Raw genomic sequence first — 13,046 nt, 5'->3', positions numbered from 1 at the left:
TCGAAGGAGGATTTTTGCGCATGAACGCAGCTAGTATTCGAAATTTCACATCGCAAAACGCGATCTACATCGTTCTGGTGTTACTGATCGTCGGGATTGCGGTTTATGACCCAAGCTTCATCGCGATCACGACGCTTCGCGATATCCTGCTCCAATCGTCGACCCGCGCCATTATCGCGCTGGGCATGGCGTTCATTCTCATCACGGGCGGCACCGACTTGTCCGCCGGCCGTATCGTCGGCCTGACGGCGGTCATCTCGGCGTCCATGCTGCAGATGGATACGTACGCGAACCGGTTCTTCCCGGATCTCGGCCACCTGAACATGTTTATCCCGATCATCCTGGCGATCATCGCCGGCTTGCTCGTCGGCTTGCTGAACGGCTTCATCGTCGCGAAGCTGAACGTTCCGCCGTTCATCGCGACGCTCGGCACCATGGTCGGCGTATACGGTCTGAACTCCTTGTACTTCGACCTGCCTCCGAACTCCTCGCAGCCGATCGGCGGTCTGCGCGAGGACTTTACGAATCTCGGCACGGGCTACATCGGCGTGGACGGCACGTACTCGGTTCCGTATATCGTCATTATCGCGATCGTCGTCGCCCTTATCGTCTGGGTCATCTTCAACAAGACGCAATTGGGCAAGAACATGTACGCGATCGGCGGCAACATCCAAGCGGCGAACGTATCCGGTATCCGCGTATCCCGCAACATCATGTACATCTACATGATCGCCGGCGCCCTCTACGGTCTGGCAGGCGTGCTCGAAGCAGCCCGCACCGGCGGCGCGACGAACAACTACGGCAACATGTACGAGCTTGACGCCATCGCGGCGTGCGTCGTCGGCGGCGTATCCACCGCAGGCGGTATCGGTACCGTACCGGGCGTTATGGCCGGCGTCGTCATCTTCGGCGTTATCAACTACGGTCTGACGTTCATCGGCATCAGCCCGTACTACCAGCTCATCATCAAAGGTCTCATCATCGTCGCGGCGGTTGCGTTCGACATCCGCAAATACGTGGCGAAGAAATAGGATTTTCGAAGCTGCTCCGCTTTGGCGGGGCGGCTTTTTTGTTATATGGGAAAATTCTCCTTTTTTTGCGTTTCCTCGTCTAGATCGCGGACTATGGCCTAGCGCGGACGTCCTTAACCATTCTTCAGAAAACCTTCAGAATTTCATTGACTCCCTGCTCAGATTTGCGTCGTATGCTTATAACAGGCGTTAAGGAACGTTATGATCAAGCGGTAAAGGGGAATGATCCTTCATGTTGGATATGCTTGCGCAGCTCGTGGCGCAATATGGATACGGCTTATTCTTCGTGGCGTTCGGCCTGGGACCGATCGGCATTCCGATTCCGAACGAGGCGACGATGCTGCTTGGCGGTTCGTTGGCCGGGCAGGGATCGCTCGATCCAGGGCGGATCTATCTATATAGCCTTGCGGGGCTCATTGTGGCGTACACCGTCGCATTCTTCATCGGCCGGCTGTTCGGGCACATGCTGCTGCGGAAACTTAGGGCGAACGAGCGATTCCGGCGTCCGCTGGCCAAGGTGGATGCGATGACCGCCCGTTATGGGGCCAAGGCGCTGATCGTCAGCTGCTTCCTGCCGGGCGTCCGATACTTGATGCCGTTCGTCGCGGGCGCGACGGGCGTCCCCTTCCGCAAGCTGGCGCTGTTTGCCTACACGGGAGCGGTGGCGTGGATTTTTATTTATTTCATGCTCGGGTTTCATTGGGGCGACGAAGCCTTCGAGCTGATGGAGGGAACGGGGATGGCGAGCAAAATTTTCTTCTTGGCGAGTACGCTGCTGCTGTATTTCGCCACGCGCATTATCGTCCGCCGCCGGAAGACGAAATCCGGCTTGGCCGGGTAACCGGCAGCGGCGCGACGCGCGACGGATAGCGGCAGGGAAAGGCGCCTTTAACGGCGTATACGTATAGCGGCATGAAACATTGACAGACTTAACCATTAAGGGCGGCGAGAAGGCGATGAGTCAAACAAGCTTCACCGTGCTGGTGACGGACGACGATCCGGAGATTCGGGACGTGATTCATATTTATTTGCGCAACGAGGGCTATCGGGTGCTGGAGGCGGGGGATGGGCTGCAGGCGCTGGAGCTGCTGCGGCAGGAGGCCGTGGACCTCGTCATTCTGGACGTGATGATGCCGGTGCTGGACGGGATCAAGACGTGCCTGCGCATTCGCGAGCAGTGGGACGTGCCGGTCATCATGCTGTCCGCGAAGGGCGAGGACCTGGATAAAATCACGGGGCTGACGACGGGCGCCGACGATTACGTCACGAAGCCGTTCAACCCGCTCGAGCTGTTGGCCCGCGCGAAGGCGCAGTTGCGCCGGATGGAGCGGCTGCGCGCGCGGATGCAGGAAGAGACGCGCATCATCATCGGGGATCTGGTCGTGGACGCCGAACGTCACCGCGTCACGTCCGGCGACCGGGAGGTGGCGCTGACGCCGCTCGAATTCGGCATTCTGCAGCTGCTCGCCAGCCATCGCGGGCATGTGTTCAGCGCGGACCGCATCTATCAGAGCGTATGGAAGGAGCAGTCGGGCTACTCGGACAACACGGTCATGGTTCATATCCGCAATCTCCGCGAGAAGCTCGAGCGCAATCCGAGGGAGCCGCTCTACATTAAGACGGTCTGGGGAGTGGGGTACCGCATTGAATAACCGCCCGTTCTCCCTGCGCATCCACCTGGTTGTCACCTTCGCCCTCAGCCTGCTGGCGAGCACGCTGGCCGTCATGCAGATCGACGTGCTGTTCCGCGCGGCGCATAAAGTCCCTTACACGAGCTACGAAGCGAGCGTCAACGAGATGGATAACCGTCTGGCTTGGCTGCGGGACGAGGTGCCCGGCCGCGCGAACGAATTCTCGATGCGGGCGGCGGTCGAGGAAGCCGGCGGCGGCCAATACGCGGTTTACGTCACGGATGCGGACGGCACGGTTCGCTTCCGCTCGGAGGAAGCGGGCAAGAAGGAACGTCTGAACCTGGAGCAGCTGTACGAGCGGGCAGGCAACGCGCATGATCCGTACGAAGGCATGCCGTACGTGAAGATCGAGCCTGCCACGTGGCAGGAGGAAGAGGTCATCCTCGTCATTCAAGGCCGGCTGCACGGGAAGGACGGCTACTTCTACGTCCCGCAGAGCGGCCGCAACATGGTGCTGTTCGTCCTGTTCTTCGTCATCACCTTCTACCTGTTGAACTATCGCAAAATGCGGCGGTTCCAGCTCATCAACGCGAGCTTGAGCGAACTGGCCAAAGGCAATCTGTCCGTGCGGCTGAACACGCGCGGCAAGGACGAGCTGGGGCTAATCGCCGGCAATATCAATGCGATGGCGGAGCAGCTGGAGCGCCAGCTTCGCCAGGAGAGGCAGACGGAGCGGGCGAAGATGGAGCTGATCACGGGCGTCTCGCACGATCTGCGCACCCCGCTGACGAGCATTATCGGCTACCTTGATCTGCTGCGGAGCCGTTCCTACCGGGACGAAGCCGAGCATGACCGGTTCGTGCAAAATACGTACAACAAGACGCTTCAGTTGAAGAAACTGATCGACGACCTGTTCGACTACACGCGGCTGTCTTCGGGCGATATTCAGCTCGATATCCGGCGCGTGGATATGAAGGCGCTGCTCGGGCAGCTGCTGACCGAATACGAGCCGCTCGCCATCGAGCGGGGGCTAACGCTTCAGGCAAGACTTCAGGCCGAGAGCGTGCCCGCGGATGTCGATCCGGAGAAAATCGTGCGGGCGATCGATAATTTGCTCATGAACGCGCTGAAGTTCTCGGTCGTGCCGGGCGAAGTAAGGGTGACGCTGGCGGCCGAGCCCGAGCGGATATGCATCGTCGTCGAGAACGAAGGCGAGCCGATTACGAAGGAGCAAGAGCGGAAGCTGTTCGAGCGGTTCTATAAGGCGGACGAAGCCCGTTCGGGCGCGGCCAACCGGGAGGGGTCCGGCCTTGGCTTGTCCATCGCGAGGCAGATCGCCGCGCTGCACGGCGGGGAGATCGCGCTGACGCACCGGGCCGGACACTTTGCGTTCGCCCTCGCGTTGAATCGCGCGCGCGAGTAGATGTCCTGCGTATTCAGGCGGTTTCGCGGCGAAAGACGAGGAAATTACGGCTTCGGCGAACGTTTTTTGCGCCGAGGCTGTTTCTTATTTGGCCGGATTGTTTTAAGCTTGAAGAAACAGACCTGAAAGCGGGGGATGAGCTAGTGTCGGATGAAGACCAAAGGTATGATTTTCGCATTGTCTCCGCGGACGGCGAATCGACGATATCCTTTCTGCTGGAGAAGTACGTTCCCGGCGAGCTGCCGAGCATATCCTGCGCGATCGAGATCAAGGATCACAAATTCACGGGACGGGGCAGCAACGTGTGGTTCACGCTGCGGGAGTTCGAGTCGTTCGTCCGTCGGCTGAAGGAAGGGAAGGTCGAGAACCGAATCGAATTGGCGTCGAGGTTCCCCGAGGATTTCGAGATGAGCGTCGAGACGCTGCGCATCCGCAAAGAACAGCTGGCGATCCGTTACTTCTTATCGACGGGGAAATACGGGGCCAATGCCGACCGGATCGAGGTCAAGCTATCGGGCGGCTTCGAGATCGACCAGGCTTGTTATGCCTCGATGATCGAGCGGTTCGGCCGGTTGTCGTCGATGGCGAAGGCCAAGTCAGGGGATATTAAGCTCGATTAACAATAAACGGCATTAATAAATCGTATCGCTGCGAACTCATGCGTATTGAATGCGGCAAAAGAAATAGCGCCCCCGCCAAGCCAACCAGGCAAGGAGGGGGCGCTATTCATATTGCGGCGATTAGAACGCCCAGTTGCCGCCGCGGAAGATCGGCTCGATCGTGCCGTCTTCGGTAATGCCGTCGATGTCCATCTCGGCGGAGCCGACCATGAAATCAACGTGCGTGATGCTGTTGTTCACGCCGTACTCGGCCAGCTCCTCGCGGCTCATCTGCTTGCCGCCTTGGAGGTTGAACGCATAGCCGCTGCCGATAGCGAAGTGGTTCGACGCGTTCTCGTCGAACAGCGTGTTGTAGAACAGGATGTTCGATTGCGAGATCGGCGACTGGTGCGGCACGAGCGCGACTTCGCCGAGGTAATGCGAGCCTTCGTCGGTGTCGACGAGCTGCTGCAGAATCTCTTGGCCTTGGCTAGCTTCGACCTTCACGATGCGGCCCTTCTCGAACGTCAGCTTGAAGCCGTCGATGATGTTGCCCGCGTAGCTGAGCGGCTTCGTGCTGGAGACGTAGCCTTCCGTGCCGTCCTTGAACGGAACGGTGAACACTTCCTCGGTCGGCATGTTCGCCATGAACGCGTTGCCCTTCGGATCGGTGCTGCTCGCCCCGAGCCACAGGTGCTTCTCCGGCAGCTCGACCGTCAGGTCGGTGCCCGGCGCGCGGTAATGAAGCTTCTTGTATCGCTTCGCGTTCAGGTAATCCGCTTTCTGGTGCAGGTTGTCGTTGTGCGCCGCCCAAGCCGCCACCGGATCTTCCGCGTGCAGGCGCACGGAGGAGAAGATCGCGTCCCACAGCCGATCGACCGCTTCGTCCGGCGTGCCGGCGTTCGGGAATACTTTGACCGCCCAATCCTTGTTCGCCGCCGCGACGACCGTCCAAGGCACTTTGTCCGATTGCACCGCTTGACGGTAGCCCGCCAGCGCCGTGCCGGACGCCTTCTGGAAGTTCGCGATGCGCTGCGAATCGATGCCCTTCAGCAGATCCGGGTTGGAGGAGACGATGGCGATGAACGCCGAGCCGTTCTCGACGAACGACATCCGTTTGTCCTTCTCCCAATCGGGGAATACGGTGAACACCTCGTCCGCCGCTTTCTCGTATTTCAGGCGCGAGAGCGTATCGTCCGTCCAGTCGATGTGCACGTTGCGCGCGCCGGCCTCGTAGGCCGAAGCCGCGACGAGACGCGCGAGCGGCGCCATCTCGATCGTCGTCGTGACGAATACGTCCTGCCCTTGCTGCACGTTCACGCCGGTTCTGACGATCAGCTCGGCGTATTTCGCCAAGTTTTGTTCCGATACAGCCATGATTAAGCGCTCCCTTCAAATATGGGTATGTAAAGTAAGTACCTTTATTAGTATACCGTTATTTAGGCATATTCGCACATGAATGAGGATTGTTTGGTAAATAATAACCAAATCAACCAAAACCATCAAAGCGAGGAGTACTAAGGATGTGCGAAGCGATTGCCATTACGGCCGAACGAGCGGAACTCGAGCAGCGATACCAGATAGAAAAGGTACTAACCTATAATGCGAACCGGCTGCAAATTAGTCCGACCGAGACGGTATCCGCCATCTTCGACCACCCGCACCAAGGACGCCTGCTGGACGATTTCCGCTGGGGGCTGCTGCCGTATTGGGCCAAGGATTCCGTGCTGATGGAGACGCGCACGATGCTGTGGAAGCCGATTTTCGATCGTATCCTCAAGAAGCAGCGCTGCATCGTGCCGTGCACCGGCTTCTATGTAACGAAGACCGAAGGCAAAGAGACCGTTCGCGCCAAAATGACGATGCGCGGCGGCTCCTTCGCCATCGCGGGGCTGTACGACGTCTTCCGCTCGAACTCCGGCGAGGAGCTGCGCACGTGCACGCTGATGACGACGCAGGCGAACGGACTCGTCTCCCCGTACCAGCGGACGATGCCGGCGATTCTCGAAGAAGAGCACATCGAGCAGTGGCTGGCCGGCCGATTCGCCGACCCGTTCGAGCTGCACGCGATGCTGGGGCCGATGGACGTGCTTCGGATGGAGAAGATCGAGCTGGAGACGACGATCGAGGGCAAAGTGCCGTTCGAGCTGCGCCGGCCGAAGATGGTGTAGGGTCGACAGGGCGAAGCGTCTCGCGGCTGACGTTCGAGTACCGAAGAAGCTCCGGTTCCGGGTAGGAACGGGAGCTTTTTGGCATGCCTTGCGGGGTCCTGTTGGCGGGAGGGCTGGGCTGGAGCGGGGAGTGGGGAGTGAACGCGGCTTAGATAATGAATGACATTCATTCACTAAATCCCGTACGGACCTGCATATCGCCGAACCCGCATTCATAGTCATGAACGGACGATGCCTTTACATCGACTCGTCGATCTTGTTCGTACCGGACAAATTCAAGTCGGCCGGCAGGATGCGGAACCCTTTGGTCGAGTAGATGAGACTGATGAATCCGACGACGGCCCAGCCGATGCCGAGATAGATCGAGTGCATATCCAGGTTGACCCATAGGACGATCATGGAGGCGGCCCCGATGGTCGGAATGATCAAGTAGGAGAGCACTTCCTTGGCGCTGCGGAGCATCTTGCGGCGAACGACGTAGTGGGCGATGACCGACAAATTGACGAACGTGAACGCGGTGAGCGCGCCGAAGTTAATGAACGACGTGGCCGTATCGAGACTGAAGAATACGGCGGTCAGCGATACGACGCCGACGAATAGCGTGTTGAAAATCGGCGTATGGGTCCGCGGCGAGAGATGGCGGAACCAGCGGGTCGGCAGCATTCGGTCGCGGCCCATCGCGTACATGAGACGGGATACGCTCGCCTGCGAGGAGATCGCCGATGCGATCGTGCCGGCGAAACCGGCGGTCAGGAAGATCGCCTTGAACACGACGCCTCCTAGATAGAGCGCCATCTCGGGCGTAGAAGCTTCGGGATCGTTGAAGTCCGATACGTTCGGGAACAACGCCTGCGCGAAATAAGAAGCGACGATGAACATCAGGCCGCCCACGAGCGCGGTCAGGAAGAGGGCGCGCGGAATCGTACGCGTCGGGTTGTCCGTCTCTTCGGCGAAGCCCGCGACGGCATCGAAGCCGAGGTACGAGAAGCAAAGCAGCGTCGCGCCGGAGATTAAGGTCGACGTCTCGATATCGCCGGAGAAGAACGCGTCCGGGTACCACACCGAACCGACGCCTTTGCCGCTGAGCAGCGCCCATACGGAGATGCCGACGAAGACGATGACCATGCCGATCTGGAAGAGCACGAGGTAGCTGTTCATGTTGGCGGTGCCTTTGACGGAGAGCAGGTTGATGGCGGTCACGAGCGCGACGAAGACGACGACGAAAATCCAGGCCGGCGCGTTCGGGAACCAGGAGGTCATGTAAATTTGGGCGATGAGCGCGTTGACCATCGGGAGGAACATGTAGTCCATGAGCGCGAGCCAGCCGACCATGAAGCCGAGATTCGGGTGGATCGACTTTTGGGTATACGTGTAGGCCGAGCCGGCGTTCGGGAAAGCTTTGATCATAAAGGCGTAGCTCCCGGCGGTGAACAACAGCGCGACCAGCGCGATGACGTACGAAGCCGGCACGTGGCCGCCCGTCTCTTCGGACGCGATGCCGAACGTGTCGAATACAACCATCGGGGTCATGAAGCCCAACCCCAGGAGAACGAGCTGCCACATGCTAAGCGAGCGTTTCAGTGTCGTGGACTCTCCGTGCATACCATGCCTCCTTGTCTGCGAGACGCAGACTTACGTGGATATGTTCTTGTAAGCGTTACCCGTCACTATTCCTTCCGCAACGGAAGGATATAATCACTCCCCACCCACATATTGGCGTTATGCGACCTAGTATACAACGCGCATTTTTCATCTTTCAAGCGGAATTTTAAGAGGGGTGTCACATAAGATAACATGTATGGCGAAAATAAAGGTTGCGCCGTTTTTCGGCCTGAGCTATGATAATTCTCACCAAGCAAAAATGAATGAGAGTCAGTCATTGGAGGGCGATTCGTGTCAGCAACTACCGTCAACGACAAATATAATGCCATTTTGCAAGCGGCCATCGAGATCATTTCCGAGAAGGGGCTGTACAGTACGTCCATCTCCGACATCGTCAAGAAAGCCGGCGTCGCGCAGGGGACGTTCTACCTGTATTTCCGGTCGAAGAACGCGCTCATTCCGGCCATCGCCCAGAACCTGATCTCGATCACGCTCGAGAAGAGCCGGGAGAAGACGAAGGGCCGCGCGAACTTCATGGAGTTCCTGCAGACGTTCATCGACGAGATCTACAACATCACCGACGAGTATAAGGACGTCATCGTGCTTGTGTACTCGGGACTGGCGATCGATCATTCGATGGAAATTTGGGAGACGATCTACAAGCCGTATTACGAGTGGTTCGAGGACGAGCTGAAGCGGGCGATCGTAAGCGGCGAGATCATTGGCGAGCTCAACGTCGGCTGGACGGCCAAAATGATCGTCAACATGGTCGAGAACGCCGCCGAACGGTTCTTCATCGGCCGCGATCAGGATATCACGCGCGAGGAATCCCAGCACGAGGTGTTCCAGTTCCTAAAGCGCTCGATGGCGCCGGCGAAGTAGCCGGAGCCGTACGTCCCTCGGAAGGACTGCGGCGAAACTCGGCGGATAGGGCATCTAGGGTGGACCTTCGCAGGACGCGCCGCTCATCCGATTCACGCCGAAGTGCCGAGTTCCACGATTCCGGGAGGCAAGGGTGCGCAACTACTGTCGCCGAGAATCACCGACGTTAGCCGTCGAATCGCGCGCTATGTCTCACATGCACGGCCTTCGCGGCCGTCATTTATTCTATAATGACTGACGTTCATTCAATTTATCTAAAAGGAGCTGCAGCCGATGCACCAATCCGATGCGACCCTGGCCCTCATCCAACTTTCCTGCGATCCCGACGCCGCCCTCAACGTCCGGCGGACGATCGCGCATATCGAGGAGGCCGCGGCGAAAGGCGCGCAAATCATCTGTCTCCAGGAGTTGTTCGCGAATCCATACGTCGCGCAGCGCGTCACCCCGCGCGGCTACGAGCTGGCGGAATCCCCGGACAGCGACGTGCTGCGGGCGATGGCCGATCTGGCCGGCAAGCTCGGCGTCGTGCTCATCGTCCCTTACTACGAGAAGGCCGGCCGCGGCCTTTACTACAACAGCGCCGCCGTCTACGACGCGGACGGCACTTGTCTTGGGACGACGCGCAAAAACCACATTCCCGACGGCCCGCAGTATCACGAGAAATATTATTTCATTCCCGGCAACACCGGCTACCCGGTCTATAAGACGGCGTTCGGCACGATCGGCATCGGCATCTGCTGGGACGAATGGTTCCCGGAGACGGCCCGCCTACTGGCGCTGCAGGGCGCGGAAATCTTGTTTTTCCCGTCGGCCATCGGCTCCGAGCCGGACCATCCCGAGCTGTCGACGCGCCGGACGTGGGAGAAGGCGATCTCCGCGCACGGCATTCACAACGGCGTATTCATCGCCGCGGTCAACCGCGTCGGCCGGGAGGACGACATGACGTTCTACGGCGGCTCGTTCGTCAGCAATCCGATGGGCGATATCGTGCAGTCGCTGGATGACGAGGAAGGCATCCTCATCCAGAAGGTCGAGCTCGGCGAAATCGATTTTGCCCGCAATCTGCTGCAGTTCATGCGCGACCGCCGGCCGGAGACGTACGGCATGCTGATGACGCGCGATTCGCGGAGCTAAGGAAGTTCACCCCGATATTCAAATTCAAGGAGGCAATCACATGGCCATCGATCATACGCAAGTAACGCAGCAGCACGGCGGCGAGGACGAGACGAAGTCGTATATCAAGAAAGTGCTCGGCCTGATCGCGAAGAAGGAAGTGACGAGCGAAGAGGCGGCGTGGATTACGAAGGAGACCGTCGACGGCTTCCGCGAGAACGTCAACCCGGGCTTCCTCGAATACCGCAAAACGGTGACGCAAGGCGGCCAGTTCGCCGCGGTCGAGTGGTCGGACGAAGGCTCCTGCTTCAAGGACGTCAGCGGCAAGGAGTACATCGATTGTCTGGGAGGCTTCGGCATCTATAACGTCGGCCACCGGCATCCGAAGGTCGTCGAGGCGGTCGAGAACCAGCTGAAGCGCCAAGCGCTGCACAGCCAGGATCTGCTCGACCCGCTGCGCGCCATGCTCGCGAAGATTCTCGAGCGGATCACGCCGGGCGACCTGAAGTATTCGTTCTTCACCAACAGCGGCACGGAGAGCGTCGAAGCGGCGCTCAAGCTGGTCAAAATGTACAGCGAGCGCACGACGATCATCTCCACGACGCGCGCGTTCCACGGCAAAAGCCTCGGTTCGCTCTCCGGTACGGCCAAAGGGATGTTCCGCAAGCCGTTCCTGCCGCTCATCCCGGGCTTCCGCCACATTCCGTTCGGCGACATCGAGATGATGCGCAAGACGTTCGAGACGTGCGCGATGGTCGGCGAGGACGTCGCGGCCGTGCTGCTCGAGCCGGTGCAAGGGGAGGGCGGCATCATCCTGCCTCCGCCGAACTACCTGCGCGAAGTGCGCGAGCTGTGCGATGAGTACGGCGCGCTGCTCGTGTTCGACGAGGTGCAGACCGGCATAGGCCGCACGGGCCGCATGTTCGCTTCGGAAGTATACGGCGTTACCCCGGATATCCTCTGTCTGGCCAAAGCGTTTGGCGGCGGCGTCATGCCGGCCGGCGCGGTCGTCGCGAACGAGCGCGTGTTCAAGAGCTTCTTCCCGAACCCGTTCATGCACACGACGACGTTCGGCGGCAACCCGCTCGCCTGCGCGGCGGCGATCGCCACGATCGACGTGCTGCTGGAAGAGAACCTTCCGGCCCGCGCGGACGAAGTCGGGCGCTACTTCCTGAACGGCCTGCGCGAAGCGGCTGCGGGTCATGAAGACAAAGTGATGGAGATTCGCGGCATCGGCCTCATGATCGGCATCGAGTTCCACCGCGATGAAGTCGGCTATGAAGTATCGAAGGGCATGTTCGACGAGGGCATCCTTGTGGCGGGCACGCTCATCAATTCCAAGACGATCCGGATCGAGCCGCCGCTGACGATCGGCATGGACGAAGTCGACCGCGTCATCGCGATGTTCCGCAAGGTGCTCGCGCAAACGAAAGCTTAATTCTCGCCGAGGTGAAGCCGCATGCCAAGAACGATCAATAGCACACCAAGACAGGACGGCTACCGGATGCCGGCCGAATACGAACCCCATCGCGGCACATGGATGTTGTGGCCGACGAGAACCGATACATGGCGCCTCGGCGCCAAGCCGGCGCAGGACGCGTTCGTGGAGGTGGCGCTCGCCATCTCCCGGTTCGAGCCCGTGACGGTCGGCGTCGGCTCCTCGCAGTATGAGCATGTGCGCGCTATTTTCCCCGACCCGATCCGGGTCGTGGAGATGTCCTCCAACGACGCATGGATGCGCGACGTCGGCCCCACGTTCGTGAAGAATGGCGCCGGCGACGTGCGCGGCGTCGACTGGGGCTTCAACGCCTGGGGCGGCTTGCAGGGCGGACTCTACTTCCCATGGGACCAGGATATGCTCGTGAAGCAGAAGGTGCTGGAGATGGAGTACAAGGACCGGTATGACGCCCAGCATTTCATCCTCGAAGGCGGCGGGATTCACGTCGACGGGGAAGGGACGCTGCTGACGACCGAGCAATGCCTGCTCAACCCGAACCGCAATCCCGACTTAACGAAAGAACAGGTCGAGGAGCTGCTGCGGGAGTACCTGAACATCGAGAAGATCATCTGGATCACGGACGGCATGCTGTTCGACGAGACGGATGGCCATATCGACGAGGTTGCGGCGTTCATCCGGCCGGGCGTCGTGGCGATGAGCTGGACCGACGATCCCGCGGACCCGCAGTACGAGGTGCTGCAGGCGGCGTACAAGACGCTCAGCGAAGCGGTCGACGCGCGCGGCCGGAAGCTGGACATTCACCGCATCCACATTCCGTCGCCGCTGACGATCTCCGACGAGGAAGCGCGCCGGATCGACCGGGCGCGCCGCAGCTACAGCCGGGCGACGGGGACGTGTTTCGCCGCGACGTACGTGAACTTCTACATCTGCAACGGCGGCGTCGTCATCCCGGCGTTCGACGATCCGCGCGACGGCGAGGCGCTGACGCAAATCCGGGCGCTGTTCCCGGACCGCGAGGTCGTGCAGGTGAACACGCGCGAAATCGCCCTCGGGGGCGGCAACATCCACTGCATCACGCAGCAGCAGCCGATGTGCGGCAAGTAGCGAGCCGAGAGGGTCGAGCTATGAGTGCCGT

Annotated in this window: 12 protein-coding genes; 10 read left to right on the top strand and 2 right to left on the bottom strand. The window is 59.9% G+C overall.

The features are described 5' to 3' along the window. Nucleotides 1–20 precede the first annotated feature (20 nt). From mglC to BCM02_RS26890, 5 genes are all read left to right on the top strand, one after another. The gene (mglC, locus tag BCM02_RS26910) at nucleotides 21–1,031 is read left to right on the top strand and encodes a galactose/methyl galactoside ABC transporter permease MglC (protein ID WP_148932230.1); all 1,011 of its coding nucleotides are present in this window, start codon (nucleotides 21–23) and stop codon (nucleotides 1,029–1,031) included. A gap of 232 nt (nucleotides 1,032–1,263) precedes the next feature. Continuing rightward, on the top strand, nucleotides 1,264–1,872 hold the full coding sequence (locus BCM02_RS26905) for a DedA family protein (protein ID WP_148932229.1): 609 nt from the start codon (nucleotides 1,264–1,266) through the stop codon (nucleotides 1,870–1,872). 115 nt (nucleotides 1,873–1,987) lie between these two features. Next, nucleotides 1,988–2,683 carry a response regulator transcription factor gene (locus tag BCM02_RS26900; RefSeq protein ID WP_148932228.1) on the top strand — a complete coding sequence of 232 codons (696 nt, stop codon included), beginning with the start codon at nucleotides 1,988–1,990 and terminating at the stop codon, nucleotides 2,681–2,683. After that, nucleotides 2,676–4,085, top strand: coding sequence for a sensor histidine kinase (locus BCM02_RS26895; RefSeq protein ID WP_148932227.1), 1,410 nt, complete (start codon nucleotides 2,676–2,678; stop codon nucleotides 4,083–4,085). Before BCM02_RS26900 ends, BCM02_RS26895 begins: the two co-directional genes overlap by 8 nt. A 143-nt stretch (nucleotides 4,086–4,228) precedes the next feature. Then, on the top strand, nucleotides 4,229–4,705 hold the full coding sequence (locus tag BCM02_RS26890; protein WP_148932226.1) for a hypothetical protein: 477 nt from the start codon (nucleotides 4,229–4,231) through the stop codon (nucleotides 4,703–4,705). 120 nt (nucleotides 4,706–4,825) lie between these two features. Here BCM02_RS26890 and BCM02_RS26885 read toward each other — a convergent pair whose 3' ends face one another. Beyond that, on the bottom strand, nucleotides 4,826–6,061 hold the full coding sequence (locus BCM02_RS26885; RefSeq protein WP_148932225.1) for an aminopeptidase: 1,236 nt from the start codon (nucleotides 6,059–6,061) through the stop codon (nucleotides 4,826–4,828). 146 nt (nucleotides 6,062–6,207) lie between these two features. On the opposite strand from BCM02_RS26885, the gene BCM02_RS26880 reads away from it, so the two are divergent. Then, the gene (locus BCM02_RS26880; protein WP_148932224.1) at nucleotides 6,208–6,855 is read left to right on the top strand and encodes an SOS response-associated peptidase; all 648 of its coding nucleotides are present in this window, start codon (nucleotides 6,208–6,210) and stop codon (nucleotides 6,853–6,855) included. Nucleotides 6,856–7,092: 237 nt separating this feature from the next. Here BCM02_RS26880 and BCM02_RS26875 read toward each other — a convergent pair whose 3' ends face one another. Further along, nucleotides 7,093–8,457: an APC family permease gene (locus BCM02_RS26875; protein ID WP_148932223.1), complete on the bottom strand. Its 1,365-nt coding sequence runs from the start codon at nucleotides 8,455–8,457 to the stop codon at nucleotides 7,093–7,095. A gap of 291 nt (nucleotides 8,458–8,748) precedes the next feature. Between BCM02_RS26875 and BCM02_RS26870 the strand changes: the two genes are divergently transcribed. The 4 genes from BCM02_RS26870 to aguA all read left to right on the top strand — a co-directional run bounded on the left by BCM02_RS26870 (nucleotide 8,749) and on the right by aguA (nucleotide 13,015). Continuing rightward, nucleotides 8,749–9,339 carry a TetR/AcrR family transcriptional regulator gene (locus tag BCM02_RS26870; RefSeq protein ID WP_148932222.1) on the top strand — a complete coding sequence of 197 codons (591 nt, stop codon included), beginning with the start codon at nucleotides 8,749–8,751 and terminating at the stop codon, nucleotides 9,337–9,339. 273 nt (nucleotides 9,340–9,612) lie between these two features. Then, nucleotides 9,613–10,473: a carbon-nitrogen hydrolase gene (locus BCM02_RS26865; RefSeq protein WP_148932221.1), complete on the top strand. Its 861-nt coding sequence runs from the start codon at nucleotides 9,613–9,615 to the stop codon at nucleotides 10,471–10,473. A gap of 40 nt (nucleotides 10,474–10,513) precedes the next feature. Then, complete coding sequence (locus BCM02_RS26860) at nucleotides 10,514–11,890, top strand: putrescine aminotransferase (RefSeq protein WP_148932220.1); 1,377 nt, start codon at nucleotides 10,514–10,516, stop codon at nucleotides 11,888–11,890. Between the two features lie 21 nt (nucleotides 11,891–11,911). Then, entirely contained in the window at nucleotides 11,912–13,015 is a 1,104-nt protein-coding gene (gene aguA, locus BCM02_RS26855; protein WP_148932219.1) for an agmatine deiminase, read from the top strand. The last annotated feature ends 31 nt before the right edge of the window (nucleotides 13,016–13,046 follow it).

This window comes from Paenibacillus methanolicus (assembly GCF_008124765.1).
GTDB lineage: Bacteria > Bacillota > Bacilli > Paenibacillales > Paenibacillaceae > Paenibacillus_Z > Paenibacillus_Z methanolicus.
The sequence above is the reverse complement of the archived record's forward strand: the minus strand, read 5'-3'. Positions and strand labels throughout refer to the sequence as shown.

What these genes read in the sequence shown, in the direction of transcription:
- mglC (WP_148932230.1), top strand. Translation starts at nt 21, where the DNA reads ATGAACGCAGCTAGTATTCGAAATTTCACATCGCAAAACGCGATCTAC.
- BCM02_RS26905 (WP_148932229.1), top strand. Translation starts at nt 1,264, where the DNA reads ATGTTGGATATGCTTGCGCAGCTCGTGGCGCAATATGGATACGGCTTA.
- BCM02_RS26900 (WP_148932228.1), top strand. Translation starts at nt 1,988, where the DNA reads ATGAGTCAAACAAGCTTCACCGTGCTGGTGACGGACGACGATCCGGAG.
- BCM02_RS26885 (WP_148932225.1), bottom strand. Translation starts at nt 6,061, where the DNA reads ATGGCTGTATCGGAACAAAACTTGGCGAAATACGCCGAGCTGATCGTC.
- BCM02_RS26880 (WP_148932224.1), top strand. Translation starts at nt 6,208, where the DNA reads ATGTGCGAAGCGATTGCCATTACGGCCGAACGAGCGGAACTCGAGCAG.
- BCM02_RS26875 (WP_148932223.1), bottom strand. Translation starts at nt 8,457, where the DNA reads ATGCACGGAGAGTCCACGACACTGAAACGCTCGCTTAGCATGTGGCAG.
- BCM02_RS26865 (WP_148932221.1), top strand. Translation starts at nt 9,613, where the DNA reads ATGCACCAATCCGATGCGACCCTGGCCCTCATCCAACTTTCCTGCGAT.
- BCM02_RS26860 (WP_148932220.1), top strand. Translation starts at nt 10,514, where the DNA reads ATGGCCATCGATCATACGCAAGTAACGCAGCAGCACGGCGGCGAGGAC.
- aguA (WP_148932219.1), top strand. Translation starts at nt 11,912, where the DNA reads ATGCCAAGAACGATCAATAGCACACCAAGACAGGACGGCTACCGGATG.